This is a genomic window from Eubacterium sp. SB2 (genome assembly GCF_001244405.1).
In the GTDB taxonomy this organism is placed as follows: Bacteria; Bacillota; Clostridia; order Lachnospirales; family Lachnospiraceae; genus Faecalicatena; species Faecalicatena contortus_B.
Genome location: NZ_LN865153.1, coordinates 953,584 through 971,170 on the forward strand (window position 1 = coordinate 953,584; position 17,587 = coordinate 971,170).

Below are 17,587 nucleotides of genomic sequence, written 5' to 3' on the forward strand. Positions count from 1 at the left end.
TACCAGTTTAGTCGGCTTTTCTGCAGGATTTCCGAAATACAATGGAGGCCTCCAGTACCTCTCGTTTCTCCCCCTGCTCTCCGGGGGCTTTTTCTTTTTGTGCGATCAGCTCCTGCACCGCTGCCTTTCCGATCGCTTCGATGGGCTGAACCACGGTTGTAATATCCAGCAATTCATTTAGTTCTTCATCATCCCATACGAGAAGCGAAATATCCTGGGGAATGTGCATCTTTCTTTTCTTCAGTTCCATGAGCACACCGATGCACAGGCTGTTATTCAGCACATAAAGAGCTGTGGGGCCTTCCACGTCCAGCAGCTCCGCCGTCTTCTCCCGGATCTTTTCCTTATCATTATGTGCGGCAAACATCACCAGGTCTTCCCGGTATTCGGCGCCGTACTCTTCCAGTGCTCTTTTATAGCCTTTGATTCTTTCATTTACAGTAGAATAATCGTCAGTTGCGAGCACCCCGATCTTTCTGTGTCCCAATTCCAGAAGATACCTGGCCGCCTGACAGGATGCCTCCGCGTTATTGCTCTGAATTACCCTGGAATCCAGTCCGCGGATTCTTCTGTCCACAAACACAACCGGTACGCTGCCCTGATACAGTTCTCTGTATTGTTCCCGGATCTCCTCTTCCCTTTTTACCGTAGACATCAGGATCACGCCGTCCACCTGTCTGCCATACATGTTCTGGAGATGCCCGATTTCCTGCGCCACATTCTCATGGGTGTTGCAGACAATGACATTGTATCCCTGCTTTTGTGCTTCTTTTTCAACTGCATAGATCAGTTTATTGCAGTAATTATTTTTAATGCTGCCCAGTATTACGGCAATTGTCTTTGTGCTCTGGCCCCTTAGTCCCTGCGCTACCAGATTGGGCCTGTAGTTTAAAGCTTCCACAGCCTGCATGACTTTTTCCCTGCTCTTTTCCGATACGTTGCCGTAACCGCCGACCACACGCCCCGCCGTTGCTCTGGACACGCCTGCCAGCTTCGCCACATCTGTAATCGTAATATTCTGTTCCATCCTTCCACCTCCGCTCTCACATTTTTGAGAACGATCTCATTTCTGTGAATTTAAAAACTTGAGAACGTTCTCAAGTTGTAACTGTATTATACTCACACCATTTTCTATTTGTCAATTGCTTTTGGTCAACATGCTTTATTTTATTAGTTTTCACTAATTATAGTTAGCTATTTTTATCAGTATTTCACAAAGTTTTATTTTCATATCGCTGAAACCATTTCCCAAATTCTTCCGCTGGCAAAGGCCTGGAAATCACGTATCCCTGCACCATATCGCAGTGAAGTGAGCGCAGATATTCCAGCTGTGCAGTATCTTCAATCCCCTCCGCCACCGTTTTCACATGCAGCCTTTTGGCTAGTTCAAGCAGGCAGGCAATTACAGCCTTTGCCTTGTCACTGGACATATCCAGGAAGAACAGGCGGTCCAGCTTGATCACGTCCACATCAAATTCTTTCAACAGCCCAAGTGAAGAGAATCCGGAACCGAAATCATCCAGGGAGCAGCTGAAGCCGTGCTCATGCATCTGGCGTATCACATTTATAACCCTGCTGATCTGTCCGTCGTCAAAGAAAATAGATTCCGTGAGTTCGAATTCGATCATCTCATGTGCAATGCCATATTTATCTGCAGTTTCAATAAAAGGCTCCAAACATTGGCTGCCCTGAAAATGGAGCCTGGAAAGATTCACCGAAACCGGCACCGGATTCTTCCCCTCTGCGCTCCATTGCTTCAGCAATTTACAGACTTCTTCAAACATATACAGATCCAGCTGGCAGATCCTGCCATTTTTTTCAAACAGCGGGATGAAGTCCGATGGAAAAATCATCCCCTTCTTTGGATGGTTCCAGCGCACCAGAGCCTCTGCGCCCTCAATCCGTCCGCTTTCAAGCCCTGCTTTGGGTTGAAGATACACCTGAAAATCATGATTGATCAAGGACTCTTGAAACAAAGCATTCAGCTCCTGCTCTCTCTTCACCTGTTTTACAATAGCGCCGCTGTAAAACGCACAGACATTCTCCGATCCCTGCTCTGCATATTGATATGCCAGTCGGGCACGGTCCTGCAGAATCGTAATATCCATGAACGGATCGTCTAACATACAGGCACCCTGCTGAAAGATCAGCTCGCAGTGCGGTACATCTGTGTCTTTAAAGGAATGAATATCTTCGAGTATTTTATCAAGCCGCATTTGTACATCTTCACGACGGCTTTCTTTCAGGCAGAGCGTAAAGTGATCGGATCCGCTTCTGGCGGCAAACTCATTCTTATGCCTGTCAATGTTCCTGTCCAGAACCCGATATATATAACGGAGTATCTCGTCCGCCTCTTCACTGCCATAACGCTCGTTAATCAACTTAAATCCCTTCACGTTCAGCTGCACTAAGTAGTAATCAGACAACGCTATGTCCGGCCCTATTTCGGTAAATTTCAAGCGAAGAGCCGCCTGATTCATGCCGCCGGTCACTTCATCCATAAATGCAAAACGCTCCAGCTTCCTTCTGCTCTCATGAAACAGACGGTAAACATTCAGCAAAAGCACGAAACAGGCGGCGGCGACAAACCCCAGGATCAGAAATGAACGGAATACATACCGGTCCAGCCCCTCTGATATGATGTCTGCCGGTATCAGCGTGAGAAGAAACCAGTCGTTTATATTCAGAGAATTGTATGACAGATACAGCTCCTCTTGCTTGATGGACGTAAATTCCAGCATCCCGTTTTTACCGCTCTTTAAATCGGCCTTCATCTCGTAAATATCATCGACAACCTCGGAGTCCCTGTCGTTTTTGAAGATATCATCCAGCTGCATAAAGGTCTCTACATCAGTTGGGGAGAGAATCACCTCCCCGCTGCTGTCGATAATGCAGCTAAGACTGTTTCCGCTAAAGCTTTTGGAGGCAATCATTTCCTGCATCTTTTCCTTATTCCTGATGCCTACTGCCACTTCCTGTATCTCTTGATTGATGGTAACCGGCACCGTATAGATGATCTCCTGTCCGCCAAGGTAACTTGCCCCTGCCTTGCCTTCAAATGCTTCCTTTACGACAGGAAGGCGGCTGAGCCGTTTCTCTTCCTGCTCATTGAGACTGCGGCTCTGGCTGGATGAGATCAGTTTTCCCTCATTGCCAATGACAAAAAGAGAAGAAAATTCGAGTATGTCCGCCTTTCTCTTTAAAAGTTCCGGCAATTTTGCAATCCCGGCATCCTCCTGCAGCCTGGCTGCGGAATCTGCGACTGCTTTCAGATCCTCCATTCTATGATTCATGGTATCGCTGATTTCTCTTGTTGTCTGTATGGTTACATCGTATAGATACTGCTTCGTACTGCGGTCCAATACGCTCCTCAGATCTGCTGCATTCCATATGGAAATAAGTAATGTAATGATAACAACAGCAGAGATAAAAACGATCTGGACTCCTCTTAACATCAACGGCCGCCGATAATTCGGAACAGCTTTCACTTTTTTCTTCATGGCAAATGCTCCTGTTTACAAAAATAAATATTTGTACCTTTGTTATTCATTTTACTATGAAGCATTTTTACCGTGCAAACCAATATTTGTGTACGTATACAGATAGTGGCTTTAAGAAATAATATGATTTATGATATACTGTTGCAAAAATTAAAAAGGAGTCCCGGCTATGGAGCAGAAAAAGACGTTATATGATTACTTATATCAGAACCTAAGGGAGCAGATACTGACAGGTATCCTGCCTTACGGCGCTCATATTCCTTCCATAACGCAGCTCTGCGATATATACAATGTCGGCGTAAGAACCGCAAAAGATGTGGTCAAGGCCCTGAAGAAGGAGGGGCTGATCCATACAGAGCAAAGGCGCCCGTCTATTGTGATATACCGTCATCCGCAGGCCGCCACAGACAATCCCGTCTATGCTATCCTGGGACAGCGCAGCTCTATTCTCACGGTTTATCAAACCATGTCCATACTGATGCCGCTGCTTCTTTCATTTTCAGCCAGCCTGTGCAGCCCCCGGAAATTGGAGCAGTGCTTCTGGCCGCTTATCCATGAGCGTCGTGAGAAGCGGGAATTGTGGCAGAGCCATTCGGACTTTCTCCATGGTCTGCTGGCAGCTTCGCACAACCTGCTATTCAGAGATCTGTACACCAGTCTCGAAATCTATGCGCAGGTTCCCTTCTTCTGGGAGCACAGGGCAGAATTCCCAACCACCCCTGCATATGAGGCCTGCAGACGCAAATTCTGGGACATGGAAACTTTAAAAACCAGAAATCACGAAGAAACATGCCGTCATTTTACCCATTCCTACCGGCTGTCGGCAGAGATCATCAGCCAGTACCTTGACCAGCTTGCCAGAGAATATCCGATGGTTTCGGACCACAGTGAGGATATCTACACATGGCGTGCCGAGCTTGGCAGGGACCACTATTATATGCAGATTGTCCGGGATCTGATTGACAAAATCGGCCTGGGGACATACAAAGACGGGGATTATCTGCCCTCCGAAAAAGTGCTTGCAGACCAGTACGGCGCTTCCCGCTCCACAATCCGCAAAGCCATTGCCACCCTGAACCAGCTTGGTTTCGGACAGACATTCACCCCCAAAGGCACCCGTGTCATACTTGCTACGGATGAGGCGACTTATGCCTGTATGAAAACAAAAATGTACAAACGAGATACCCTGCTCTACTTAAGCGGCCTGCAGTTCATGGCCCTCGCCGCGCCATCCGCCGCAGCCCTGGCATTTCCCAACATTACGCCCTCTGTACAGGACCGTATGCGCAGCAGGTTCCGTGAGCCAGGGGCGATTCCCCTGGACATTATCATGGACGAGGTGATAAGCCTGCTGCCTCTTCGTCCCCACAGAATTATTCTGCAGGAAGTCCGCAGCATCCTCCACTGGGGCTATTATTTTTCCTTTTATCCTGAGGGAAATCAATTATCCAATCCGTTAAACCAGATGGGATTAAAAGCATTTGAAGGCCTGGAGGCCCAGGACTGCGGGGCCTTCTCTATGCATCTTGCCCAATGTTACTGCCATGTCCTGAATGTGATCCGGGAATTCATGGTCACGTGCGGACTGCCGGAGGCCGCAGAGATTGTAACACCCAAAAAACGGTTTTTGCAGTGCACCATATATAAATGAAAGATACAAAATCAAGGCTGATGGACGGTTCCTCCCGTCCATCAGCCTTATCTTCTATATACCTGCCCAGAGGTACTTTCCGCGTTCTCCAACCTGATAGAAATCCCCATAGTTAATATGGAATACATCTTTTTCTATTCCGCTGATATCCGCCTTATTCTTGATCAGATACTGCCAGATTCCCGCGTTGGAGATGTCCCCCTGAAGGAGAATCCCTTCTATTTTGCCATCCCGCAGAATCACTCTGTTATAATGCCCGCGGTCTTCTCTGACCTGAACTTCGTCTCCCTCTTCTGCACGGATTTTCCCGATGCAGAGCGTGACAAGCCCAAAGAAATTGATTGTATTTTTAGCCGCATATGTATCCGTATATTCTGTTTCAATGCCGCACATATTTTTTCCGGCTATACGCCCCTGGTCCGCCGCATTTGGCCAGATTCCTGAGAGACCCGTCATGTCTCCTGCCGCATAGACATCCGCCGCAGTGGTCTGCAGATAGCTGTCTACCACGATCCCCCGTTCACAGGCAATGCCGCTGCCTTCCAGATATGCTGTACATGGGCGCACACCCGCCGCAGCAATAATCATGTCGCAGGCCACTTCTTCCCCGTTATCGAGTGTCACCTTATGAATCCTGCCATCGGCTTCACATACAGCCTGGTCCGCCTTTCTTCCAAGGAGAAAACGTACCCCTGCCTTTTCAAATAATTCCTGATAAGCAGCCGCCCCGTGTTCATCCAGCTGAACCGGCAGGATCTGAGGCGCCATCTCTACGATGGTCACTTTCTTTCCCAGTTCCAGAAGTCCATATGCTGCATCCAGGCCTACCAGGCCGGAACCGATAATCAGGATTTCCTGCGCCTGCGCCGCTTCCCTCACAATCGCCCGGGCATCCGGCAGATCTCTGAGCCCGAATACATTGGACGCTTTTCTGAGTTCCCCGACAGGAGGAATCAGGCTGTTCGCCCCGGTTGCAAGCAAAAGTTTGTCGTAACGGACGGTTTCTCCGTTATCCAGAACGGCTTCCTTTTGGTTCGGACAGACTTTGGACAGCCTCACGCCGCTCATCCAACGGACGTTGTATTTGGCAAAGAAGTCTTCCTCTGTAAAATCCAGACCCTTCTCGTCTCTTTCCCCGGCAATATATTTATGCAGCATACAGCGGGAATGAATCTGTGTGTCTGCAGAAATCATGACAATCTCCGCTGATTCTTCCTGCGCTCTTATGACCTTTGCAGCTTCTACGCCTGCAACTCCGGCGCCGATTATTACATACTTCATCCGCTATACCTCCTCCACATAAATCGCCTTCGTTGGACAGGCCGCCACACAGGATGGCTCGCCCCCTGCATTTACACAGAAATCGCACTTGATGACTTTGCTGTTCGTAACACTGTCAGGCTTCAGTACTCCAAAAGGACAGTTCATCACGCACATGAAACAGGAACCGCAGCGGTCCTCGTCATAGAACACATGACCGCTTTCGGGATCTTTTCTGAGCGCACCACTCATACAGGATTTGACGCACTCCGGGTCGTCACAGTGACGGCAGAACAGCGGTTTATATCTTCCTTTGGAATCCTTCAATATAAAGTTTCTGGACTCATTTTCCGGGTCTGTCAGATTCAAGTCATAGACCGTACCCTCGCCTTCTCTGTGAGCCTGCATGCAGGCTACGGAGCAGTTCTTACATCCATCGCATTTTTCATACTCAATCATGATACGCTTCATAAAATAAGGCTCCTCTCTTAAATATTCAGTCCCTGGCGTTTTTCCAGTACAATCTTCTCTAAAATGTCTGCGGATTCTTTTGCATCTCCGTTGATGATGACCTGTCCTCCGGTCAGAGTCTTCATATCTTCTGTCAGTACCTGAACCGCTACCGGGCTTCCGGTTACAAACGGCGGCAGTCCCAGATGAAGCGGAAGTCCTAAAGCCAGGCCGTAGCATCCGTCTGCCAGCGCCTGTTCTTCCAGCCACTGTGCCGCAGAAAGCACAAGCGGAAGCTGAGGCAGGTCGACTCCCAGTGCCTCTGCCAGCTCGGTTGCCACGATTTCCAGACGTCCGATTGCCAGACACGGTCCAAAGTTCAGCACCGGCGGAATTCCCAGTGATTCACAGACTGCACGCAGTTTCGGGCCTGCATATTTGGCTGCTTCCGGTGTCATCAGCCCGCAGTTTTCGATACCGCCTGAAGAACATCCTGCAGTCAGTACGATGATATCTCTTGAAATCAGTTCTTTTACCAGGTCGACTGTAAGTATGTCATGGCCTCCTGCAGTCAGGTTTGAACATCCGACTACTCCTGCAACTCCCTTGATATCGCCTGATACGATCAGATCGATCAATGGTTTCCAGCTTCCGCCGAGGAATTTTTTCAGGGAAACTTCGCTGACTCCGGTCAGTGTATTCTCGTAACCGTGTTCTTCCATCAGATTCATAGGCACATTGCCTCTGCGTGCACTGTAAGCCTCGATTACTTCGTCAATAATCTCTTCCGTAACAGCCGGACGGTTTTCAAAATCAAATTCTTTTAATTCCGCATTGGCTTTTTTCGCTATATTATCAATGCAGATCTGCTTAATCTGCAGTTCATCACAGATCGGCTCGATTCCCGGCAGAGTACAGTTAAACTCTGAGATAACGGCATCAATTCCTCCGGTTGCCAGAATAGCTTCACTTGTGAAGTTATTGCCGGCATGGCCGTCAAAGATCTCCGTGTAGTGTGCGCCCCTCAGCTGCAGATCCTGCCCCACGCAGGTACATCCAACCAGCTTGAATCCTTTTGCGCCGGCTTTTTTTGCTTTTGCAATCACGTCCTCATCGGTCAGCCTGTTCTGCAGGAAGGTAAACATGGAGTGCTGATGTCCGGTAATCATGATATTGATATAATCCGGGTCAATGACTCTAAGCCCCACAGGTGCAAAACGGATTTCCGGTTCTCCGAGCACAATATCGTTGAGTAAATTCGTAAGCACAAGCCCGTACATTCCTGTGGATATCCCCAGCTTGAGACAGTCAAGGAGCATATTGACAGGGTCGGAATTCAGATTGGTTGAACATTTTACGACTCCGTGGAACACTTCAGACTTCGCGCCTCCGGGAAGAATTCCCAGCTCTTTCCATTTCTCAAAGCGTGGTTTATATGCCATCTTCTCTGTAAGCTGCATCTTTTCATACTCCGGCAGGTATAGATCTCTCAGAACCGCGTCTGCGACTGCTTCTGCCTTTTTATGTACGTCTGTCTCCTCAATGCCGAAAAGGGTAGCCAGACGGTCCAGTGTCTCAACACCTTTGATCTCGCCTTTGCTCTTTGCCACATTCTTCACGTTCAGAGCTGTATTCTCCACCACATGGATGTAGCAGCCGGAACCGGAAGCTACGGCCCTTAAAAGATTTCTCGTTACGATCGTATCTGCGTTCGCTCCGCAGATTCCGCGCGGCGCTTTTGGTGTAATACGGCAGGGGCCGTTCGCACACAGGCGGCAGCACACACCCTGCAGTCCGAAGCCACACTTTGTACTCTGTGCATCCACTCTGTGATGGGATGTCTCCACGGGCAGTTTTGCAATAAAGTCCTCCAGCGGCTTGTCAGCACTTTTGCAGGTATTGCATCCATAACATTGATTCATAATCTTTTCCTCCTTAATACATGACTATTTTAGTCTAGTTTTGGTTTATAAAAAAATCCCTTTCCTTCTGAAAGGAATATTTTTCAGAGTATATCTAAAGATTCTAGTTACCTGATATATCAGAATAAATCATACAATGTGGTTGATTTGAGCGCATCAACAAGTACTTTCTGCACTTTTCTCAGTTCCGCATGTACTCTGCAGGCATCTCCGCCTGTATTCCTGCTGCATGACTGGCTCATACACGGCGTAATCATAGGTTCCTCATCCACTGCTGTCACTACATCATAGAGCGTAAGGGCTTTCAATTCCACTGCCAGCCGACACCCTCCGGCCACACCCCGTTCCACGATAATATATCCGGCCCTCTGCAGCTTGCCGATAATCTTGTATGCAAATGACTCCGGCACTTCCTCCGCCTGGCATATATCCTTCACTGTATGCTTCTCCTTATCCTTCAGAGAACGCATAATACGAATCGCATAATCAGCTTCCTTTGTGATAAGCATTGCAACACCTCTTTTCTATAGTGATAGACTAACATACTGGAGTAAAAAAGTCAAGTTTAAAATTAAAGAAAAAAGCGGCCAAGCCCACTTCAACTCCCCCTCACTCATGAGGGACTTGCACACTTTGGCGCCGCCGCGATGCCGCCTTGCGGCTATTTACCTTATCGCGCCGTGTGCATCCCCCAGAGGGTTACAATGCCGGCTTTCCTCTTTACTCCTGATATCCGCAGCAGCATCCTCAGATTTTTACTGCGGGAACGGAAAGTTTTGCCCCCATATCTGTATCAGCTCCAAAATTAAAGCTGGGCGCTTTATCATAAGCCATCCTGTAGCCGTATACTTCAGGATGATATCTTTCCAACGCCGCATATGCACTCTCGATTGCCGCGCAGAAGTCTTCCTCATCCTCATATGGCTCCGTCTGGAAATACAGCATAACACATGGCTCCAGCACTGCGGTTTTATACTCCGCAGGCAGCGGTTTGTTAAAGTCCAGGGGAACTTCTATTCCAGCCGCCATTTTCGAAAAGCCTTCCTCTACCAAAAAACCGGGCAGTTCCATCAGGGCGGCTGTATCGAATTTCTCTCCGATGCTGTTTAACAGCCCTTCCCACTCACATCCCATTTCTTCGCAGTAAGAAAAATAGTCTTCTGCGCTTCGGGAGGGAAGCCAGATCAATTTCCTTTGGGGCCTTTCTTTCGCAGTTATCATGCACAGACTCAGATCTTTACTCATAATTGTTTCCTCCTTATATTTCAGTAATGCATAGTAATGATTAACCGGGTATTGGACAAACAGAGGAATCGGGATCAATCTTTCCCTGTATTCAGAGGGAGTTACGTGAAAACGCCTGCTGAAAGAGCGGGTAAAGCCTTCATGTGAGGAGAAATGGCTGTTCAGCGCAACCTGAAGCACACTGTTACCTGTGCCTGCCAGTTCGTTGGCGCTCTCGGTCAGACATACCGCATTCACATATTCCTGCAGCGTCCTGCCTGTCTGATGCTTGAAAATACGGTCGGCATGGCGCCTGGAATATCCGGCTGCCCTGCATACCTTTTCCGCGGTAAAGCCGTCCTCCTGAAAATGTTCCTTTATATAATCCTGCATGCTTCTTACTGCCTCAATTTCATCCATACTATGCTGTATCCTTTACTTCATCATCATACTGTGTCTATAAGGAATCTGTCTTGATAAATCCGGACATGATTTTTACTTAAAAAGCCCTATTGAGTTCTTTCTATAATATTATAACCGGCAGCTGTCCATTAAAACGCCTTCCCCAAAATAATATCTGCTGCCTCCACATATGCCCGCTAAATCTTTTGAGCATAAAAATACCTCAAAGCCTTCTTGATGGCTCTGAGGCATCTCTTTTCTATATTCAGTTAAACTTACCAGCTCCGGAAGAATAAGTTGTTGCCGATATTCACCCCGGGCCTGTCCGTTGATCCGGCATAGAGGAAATAATAACAATCCGCCACCGCTGCCAGCCTGACTCCGCTCAGCGCTTCTTTTGCCACCTGACAGGAAAGCGCCCTCGGCCCCCTGGACAGGGCCGCATCCAGGCTCCCCTTAGTTACCGGTTCAAACTGATTGGATGCATAGACTACTTCTGTTATACTATTGGGGAAGCGGGGATCATTCACCCGGTTCAGAATCACCGTGGCAACCGCCAGCAATGAATTGTAATCCTGATACGCTTCACACTCTATAATCGCCGCCAGCAGCCTTTCCTCATCCTCGGATACCTGAAGCGCCTCCGCACGCACGGTTGATCCGTCCGTACCGCTCGGGTACCCCAGTGCCGCCGTCTCCTGGGCGCGCACCTGCTGAAGCCTTACTGTATATGCCTCCAGATCCGTTGACGTAGCTTCCGCTTTCATCCTCAGCTCATCCTGCTGCGCCGTCAGCCTGCCCTGGAGATCGCCCAACGCCTTCTGCTGGTTCTGCAGTGTCTCCTGCTTTGTGGCAATGTCTTCCCTGACTGCGCTTAAGGATTCCAGCATCTCTCTGTCATAATCACTGATATTCTGGATAAATTCCGCTTTGTTCAGGAAGTCGGTCATGCTCTCTGCTGAGAAAAGCAATTCCAACAAGGACGCATTGCCTGTCTCATATAAATACTTAATGCGCGCTTTCATATCCTCGTACTGCTGTTCCTCGTTGGCTTTCGCACTAGAAAGAGCTTCTTCCGTACGGAGGATCTCGCCTGACATAATGGCTGACTGCATCTCGATGGACTGAATCTCATCGCTGATCGACAGCATCTCCTGGTTGATCCCCTCCAGCTCGGTCTGCAGCTCAGCGGTCTTCTGGCTTAAAGATGCGGAATCTTCCGCCCGGACAGGGATCAGAGGACATACCACTGCAAGAGTGCATGCAATTGCAAGTCCCTTATGTAACCTTCGTCTTAAGTACAAATTCATAATCTTAATTCCCTCCTGGAATAGTATCTGTTCAGACATTATACTATATAATGTCTTATTTCGCAATTTAAGATTTTCCACAATCTTCTGCGAGGCGTTTCGAATGCAGTGTTTCTGTGGGTTGCCGCCGCAAATTTTTTTCATGTCGGGCGGGATGTTTTAAAGGATTTTGCATATGGAAGTTCCAAAACAATGTTGTTTTGATTATTGGAAAGGTTTATAATAATTAACATACCACAACGTGAAACTAGAATACTATTAAAAAAGACTTTGTAACTATGTAGAGAGATTAGAAAGGAAAGGATACTGTTATGAGTACATATTCTATTTATTTCAGCCCCACACAGGGAACCAAAAAGGTTACAAATGCATTAGCCAGCGCCTTCGAGGACTATAAGGAGATTGAATTATGCAAGGCAGATGACGGCAGCTTGCTGCCTGCATTTACGGAACAGGATGTGTGTATTATTGGAGCTCCTGCTTTTGGGGGAAGAGTGCCGGCGTTTGCAATTGAACAGATTAAAAAGCTGGAGGGCCATCAAGCAAGGGCGGTATTAGCGGCTGTATATGGCAACAGAGCCTATGAAGATACGCTCATCGAATTATACGATACCTTAAAAGAATGCGGTTTTCGATGCGTCGGCGCCGTTGCTGCAATCGCGGAACATTCCATTATGCGCCAGTTTGCTGCAGGCAGGCCCGATGAAAAGGACATAGCAGAATTAGAAGAATTTTCAAGAGAGCTTTCCGAAAAATTAGCCGGCCCAAAAGGCGGTGAAGAGATTCAGGTACCGGGAAACCGTCCTTATAAAGTATTCAACGGTTCGCCGATGAAACCTTTCACGACCGAAGCATGCAATAATTGCGGCACATGTGTAAAAGCCTGTCCGGCAGAAGCCATCTCAGCAGAAGCTCCGTATACCACGGATCCGATAAAGTGTTTCTCATGTATGCGCTGTATCCAGGTCTGTCCTGAAAATGCAAGGCAGGTAAACCCGGATATGGTAAATGGGCTCGTACAAAAGATGCAAAAAATGTTGGAAGTACCGAAGAAAAACGAATTATTTATTTAAGCAGTATATAAAATGGCTCCGGGGGCTTTGCCCCTGAGCCATTTTACGAATGCAGCATAGCTGCTTCTGCATCAGATAACACCATGTACTTCTTTTCATATCCCTTTCCTTTTGTCCCTAAGTGTTCTTAAACATGCCCATAGTAATCTCTATGGTTTACAACAGAGTAAGCATAATCCAGCAATGTCCCCCAGCTATATACCGGCAGATCCAGCTCCCGCTGAATTGCTCTGGCAAAAGGCTGCATCCCCGTACATTCCAGCATAATGGCTCCCATATCCGGATGTTTATCCACCAGGTCCCTGCACATGGCAATCATCTGCTTCTCTGCTTTTGAATAATACGCCTCCGGAACCTCCTTGCGCACCTGTGCATTCCAGAGATTATCAAATTCCGTGCAGCCATATTCGTCCTGTGCACCGGCGATAAAATAATTACTGTCCGGGGCAATGCCCACATTTTTCAGATGTGTCTCTGTCAGGAATTTGCCCATAGCGGCAACAATCCCCACGCTTCTATTCTTGCCGATCGTCTGCTGGATCATTGGAACCTGCAGCAGACTTGACATGAATACCGGGATATCCACATAGCCGGCAACCTCCTGCTGGAAATATGCAAAATATCCGCATTCCGCTGCGATTGCGCGGCACCCCATTTTTTCCAGCCGTTTCGCCGCCGCCAATATCGGCTCCCTGCACTGTGTTTTATCTTCCTCCCACACCAGCTTATAAATATCTATATCCTGAACAATGTCATATTGTATAGGATACGGAAAAGCACTCGCGTTTCTGACATCTCCCGGGAACCCCGGATAGACTTCATCCAGAATCATGATCCCAAGCCCCATCCCGTAACAGCTGTGCTGCTTTCTTGCACGGATCAGCTCTATATTTGTATCATGTGGCAAATAGTACATATTTTCCCTCCTATACTTTTAAGTATGAATCCAATCGTTTCAGTTTATCCTCCGGCAATGCACCGCATCCTAAGATAACCGCCGCACTGGTTTTCCTGATGGACGGAAGTTAATGAAGCCGCATCCACGTATATAATCAGCTTAAAAGAATTTTACCAGACAGCATGAAGGAAGGATTTCCTAAAAACGAAATCCTTCCTTCATGTTTCTATGCAGCCTTTCTATTCATCGCATTTTCCAAAGTCCCTTCCGGCCTGCACAAAGGCCTTCAGGTTCTCCGGAGGAGTCGTTGCCGTCACCTCGCACCCGCTTCCCAGGATAAAGTTTCCGCCCTTTTTCCCTTCCTGTACAACTTTTGCCGTCTGGTCATAGACCTCCTGCGGTGTTCCGTTCGCCAGCAGCGAGGGATCAATGTTGCCCCTGAGCACCCTATCCGTCTGTGTTTTCAGTCTGCTGACATCACACAAATGGTCAAAGTCAATGATATCGCTGCCGTTTCTTGCAATAAGTTCCACAATCCCATGGATGTCCCCGCAAATATGTGTAATTGCCCTGACCCCGTTTTCATGAATCGCAGATACGAGCCTGGTTTCATACGGCAGCGCAAAATCTTCGTAATTTTGTGCAGAAATCACCGTATTAGAAGCCATTGCATGCCCAAAGGAAATGGCATCCACCCCTGTCTCCGCCAGATATTTCACATAGTTCACCGTATAGGCCAGACACCGTTCCAGCAGTTCATGCACCGTTTCAGGGTCTGTCAGCATCCCTATCAGCAGCTCTTCCATGGGGATCAGCTGACTTGCCACGTTCAGCGGGGCGTTGCACCACGCGGTTACGTAAATCCGGTCCCCAACCTCTCTCTTTACAATCTCTGACGCGCGCAGAATTGTTTTCGTCGGCTCAGTATCCCATGGATTCGTTACCCGAACCCGCTCATAATCATCCAGCTCTTCCAGATAATATTCGATCAGCTTGGACGTTTCCTCCTCCGGCCTGATATACTTACTGCCTATCGCCATGCCTTCATTTGCAATATCCGTGGTAATTCCGACTGCATCCCACTGGTACTTTTCAGCTGCTGCAATAATCGCTTTCGCCATATTTTCCGGATCCGTCATATAATCCCGCATCGTCATTCCCTCCACCGCACGGCACGTTGCGTGGCTGATCTTTGGGAAAATCGGGATGTAATCCGGTTCTTTTCCTTCGAGCACCCTTTCCATTCTTTCTCTTGACAACATATTTCCACCTCCTAAAACTGAAGCCCCAAACTAGCCAATATTACCATGATTACAGTTACACACATCGGAATAATTACAGATACAACACACATATCTTTATAGGATTGCTTATGGGTCATCCCGCATAACGCAAGCGTAGTGAGTACCGCTCCGTTAAACGGAAGCGTATCCAGCCCCCCTGATGCAAGTGAGGCAATTCTGTGCAGCACCTCCGGTGATATGCCGGCGGATGCAGCCATCTGCATATAATTGTCTGCAAATCCGCTGATCGCCGCACCCAGACCGCCCGAAGCCGAGCCGGTAATTCCACAGAGTATATTTACCGACAGAGCCTCCGATATCAGTGGATTCTGTGAACTTCCGACCAAAAGCTGCTGAAGTCCGGTGTAAAGCGGCAGAGAAGTAATGACTGTTCCGAATCCAACAATCGCACAGGCATTTACGATTGGACCGAAAGTTGTTGTCACGCCGTCTTTTAAGACGGTATTAATCCCCATCCCCTTTAGTTTTTTAATATTCATTAGTAAAATCACAACGATGGAGATTACAATGGCAATAATTACGCTCCAATTTCCGGCAACCGCCGGCAAGCTGGTTCCGTACTCCTCCAGATATCCACCGTTTACCCGTGGGTAATACACTTTTGATAAAAACAGATTCAATCCGAACATCAGGACAATCGGAAGTACCGCCAGACAGACCGGAGGCACATCCGTGCTGTCAGCCATATCGACTGCAGATGCTTCATCCTGGTGTTCTCCATACCCTTCTCCCAGCGCCTTTGCCTTTTTCGCCCTTGCCGACAGCCACAGATACCCCAGTCCGAAGAGCAGGATACTTGCTATGATTCCCAGACCCGGAGCCGCGAAGGAATCCGTGCCGAATACGGACATGGGAATGGTATTCTGTACCTGCGGCGTGCCCGGCAGAGCCGTCATGGTAAATGTAAACGCACCCAGAGCGATAGTTCCTGGTATCAGCCTTTTAGGGATGTCCGCTTCCCGGAACAAAGAAATCGCAATCGGATACACGACAAATGCCACAACAAACAGTGACACGCCTCCATATGTCAGGATCGCTCCCGCAAGCACTACGGACATGATTGCCTTGCCTTTTCCCAGCCGCCGCGCCACAAACCTGGCAATTGATTTAGTATAACCTACACTGTCCATCATTTTGGCAAATAATGCACCCGTAACAAACAACGGGAAGAAATTTTTAGCGAAATTCCCAAAGCCTTTCATATATACTTCCGTATATGCAGCCATTACTTTGGCATCCAGCCCGCTTGCAAACAATATCAATATGATCGCGCCTATAGGAGCTATAATCACGATCGGCGCGCCTTTATAAGAGAAATAAATCAGAAATATCAGTACCGCTATCAAACCTATAACTGCTGAAATCGTCATAAATCTACCTCTTTTCTATTAATTTTTGAACCTCCCGTATGCAAAGGCCAATACAGGCGTCATCATTAATATTTCCTTCCACCTCCAGCACACGGATGTTTTTATCCAGTTTCGACTTCAGCGCTTCCGTAAACGCCTGATCTGCAGCCGGATCACAGAGCGCCTGCCCTTTTCTCCCCGCCTCGCAGAAGCCATCATCCGGAAGCACTACGGTCACCTTTCCCTTCGCACGGTTCAGCCGCTTCGCAGTCTCTTCCCCCAGCTGCCGCATTTCTTCGGGAAATGCTTTTGTATGGCATATATTCGCATTATGAAATACATGCTTCCGTTCCAGAAACCTTTCAGGACGCTCAGTCACTCCATCCTCAAAATAATAATCAATGACATCAACCGCCCCCGGAACGCAGAGTATCGGAATCCCTGAATCAGCAGCCGCACGAAGACGCCCTGGCGCCCCTTCGCAAAAGCCGCCCAGCATTTCACAGGTAAGTTCGTGGAGATTCGCATCCAAAGACACATCAAATACGCCCTGCCTTATCATCTCCTCATAGCATCTTCCACCGGTGCCGTTGGCATGAAAGCAGACAACCTCTTCCCCCATGCCCTTCACAATTCCATCCGCAAATCTGGTGGTAACGCCAAGCATTGTCATGCCAATTTTAACCCCCCCTGCATCCTCTCTGCTATAAGGATGCACTACCATCCCAACCACAGCCTGCACACATTGATAAATCACCTTCCTGCTGATCGAGTTCAGCCCGGAGAAATCTACCACGGAATGCCTGAGAATAATATCGCTCGCCCCCATAAACTGTTCGATCGTTCTTTTCCCCGATATGAGAGGCGATACGATCATCTTAGGCACCCCAAGGGGCAGTTCTCTCATTACCTCTGCCGCCATCCTGGCATTTTGACCTCCCCCAATACAGAGAATCCCCTGGAACCGGCCATCAGCATATGCCGTTTGAACGGCAGTTTTGGCCGCATTCTCCATGGCACTGATACAGTCCGCCTTATCCATAGCCCGGATTTGTTCCTCTCCAATCCCTGCGGCTCCCAGAATCTCCTTCGCTTTTAAATCAGCATGGGCATTCTCCAGCCTGCGCGTGCTCAGATCAATCAGAAAGGTAAACAGGCCTCGTTTTTCTATCAGTTCTTTTGCATACAGTATTTCCTCTTCTTTTGTATCCAGTGAAGAAATCAGCGCTATTGTCTTCATATTT

14 protein-coding genes are annotated in these 17,587 nt (G+C 48.1%); 2 read left to right on the forward strand and 12 right to left on the reverse strand.

Annotated elements, in window-relative coordinates; genetic code table 11:
- Positions 1 to 7: 7 nt before the first annotated feature.
- Both BN1938_RS16575 and BN1938_RS16580 read right to left on the reverse strand, forming a co-directional pair.
- Positions 8 to 1,027, reverse strand: a complete 1,020-nt coding sequence (locus tag BN1938_RS16575) for a LacI family DNA-binding transcriptional regulator (RefSeq protein WP_050641643.1) — start codon at positions 1,025 to 1,027, stop codon at positions 8 to 10.
- A gap of 184 nt (positions 1,028 to 1,211) precedes the next feature.
- Complete coding sequence (locus tag BN1938_RS16580; protein WP_050641644.1) at positions 1,212 to 3,500, reverse strand: bifunctional diguanylate cyclase/phosphodiesterase; 2,289 nt, start codon at positions 3,498 to 3,500, stop codon at positions 1,212 to 1,214.
- Positions 3,501 to 3,669: 169 nt separating this feature from the next.
- Here BN1938_RS16580 and BN1938_RS16585 point away from each other — a divergent pair, with 169 nt between their 5' ends.
- On the forward strand, positions 3,670 to 5,151 hold the full coding sequence (locus BN1938_RS16585) for a GntR family transcriptional regulator (RefSeq protein ID WP_050641645.1): 1,482 nt from the start codon (positions 3,670 to 3,672) through the stop codon (positions 5,149 to 5,151).
- A 54-nt stretch (positions 5,152 to 5,205) separates the two neighbouring features.
- On the opposite strand, the gene BN1938_RS16590 is transcribed toward BN1938_RS16585, so the two are convergent.
- The 6 genes from BN1938_RS16590 to BN1938_RS16615 all read right to left on the reverse strand — a co-directional run bounded on the left by BN1938_RS16590 (position 5,206) and on the right by BN1938_RS16615 (position 11,719).
- Positions 5,206 to 6,432 carry an NAD(P)/FAD-dependent oxidoreductase gene (locus BN1938_RS16590; protein ID WP_050641646.1) on the reverse strand — a complete coding sequence of 409 codons (1,227 nt, stop codon included), beginning with the start codon at positions 6,430 to 6,432 and terminating at the stop codon, positions 5,206 to 5,208.
- Positions 6,433 to 6,435: 3 nt separating this feature from the next.
- Entirely contained in the window at positions 6,436 to 6,882 is a 447-nt protein-coding gene (locus tag BN1938_RS16595; protein ID WP_050641647.1) for a 4Fe-4S dicluster domain-containing protein, read from the reverse strand.
- A 17-nt stretch (positions 6,883 to 6,899) separates the two neighbouring features.
- Positions 6,900 to 8,783, reverse strand: a complete 1,884-nt coding sequence (cooS, locus tag BN1938_RS16600) for an anaerobic carbon-monoxide dehydrogenase catalytic subunit (protein WP_050641648.1) — start codon at positions 8,781 to 8,783, stop codon at positions 6,900 to 6,902.
- Between the two features lie 119 nt (positions 8,784 to 8,902).
- A complete protein-coding gene (locus BN1938_RS16605) occupies positions 8,903 to 9,292 on the reverse strand; it encodes an RrF2 family transcriptional regulator (RefSeq protein ID WP_050641649.1) in 390 nt (129 codons plus the stop codon).
- Between the two features lie 238 nt (positions 9,293 to 9,530).
- Entirely contained in the window at positions 9,531 to 10,427 is an 897-nt protein-coding gene (locus BN1938_RS16610) for a helix-turn-helix transcriptional regulator (RefSeq protein ID WP_050641650.1), read from the reverse strand.
- A 257-nt stretch (positions 10,428 to 10,684) separates the two neighbouring features.
- On the reverse strand, positions 10,685 to 11,719 hold the full coding sequence (locus BN1938_RS16615) for a cell wall hydrolase (protein ID WP_050641651.1): 1,035 nt from the start codon (positions 11,717 to 11,719) through the stop codon (positions 10,685 to 10,687).
- 311 nt (positions 11,720 to 12,030) lie between these two features.
- On the opposite strand from BN1938_RS16615, the gene BN1938_RS16620 reads away from it, so the two are divergent.
- The gene (locus BN1938_RS16620; protein WP_050641652.1) at positions 12,031 to 12,792 is read left to right on the forward strand and encodes a 4Fe-4S binding protein; all 762 of its coding nucleotides are present in this window, start codon (positions 12,031 to 12,033) and stop codon (positions 12,790 to 12,792) included.
- Positions 12,793 to 12,919: 127 nt separating this feature from the next.
- Here the strand turns inward: BN1938_RS16620 and BN1938_RS16625 are convergent, their stop codons facing one another.
- From BN1938_RS16625 to BN1938_RS16640, 4 genes are all read right to left on the reverse strand, one after another.
- The gene (locus tag BN1938_RS16625; RefSeq protein WP_050641653.1) at positions 12,920 to 13,708 is read right to left on the reverse strand and encodes an aspartate/glutamate racemase family protein; all 789 of its coding nucleotides are present in this window, start codon (positions 13,706 to 13,708) and stop codon (positions 12,920 to 12,922) included.
- A gap of 221 nt (positions 13,709 to 13,929) precedes the next feature.
- Positions 13,930 to 14,952 (reverse strand): uroporphyrinogen decarboxylase family protein, encoded by a 1,023-nt coding sequence (locus BN1938_RS16630; protein WP_050641654.1) that lies wholly within the window; start codon positions 14,950 to 14,952, stop codon positions 13,930 to 13,932.
- 11 nt (positions 14,953 to 14,963) lie between these two features.
- A complete protein-coding gene (locus BN1938_RS16635) occupies positions 14,964 to 16,364 on the reverse strand; it encodes a GntP family permease (RefSeq protein ID WP_082203041.1) in 1,401 nt (466 codons plus the stop codon).
- 4 nt (positions 16,365 to 16,368) lie between these two features.
- Positions 16,369 to 17,583: a Tm-1-like ATP-binding domain-containing protein gene (locus BN1938_RS16640; RefSeq protein WP_050641655.1), complete on the reverse strand. Its 1,215-nt coding sequence runs from the start codon at positions 17,581 to 17,583 to the stop codon at positions 16,369 to 16,371.
- Positions 17,584 to 17,587: the final 4 nt, after the last annotated feature.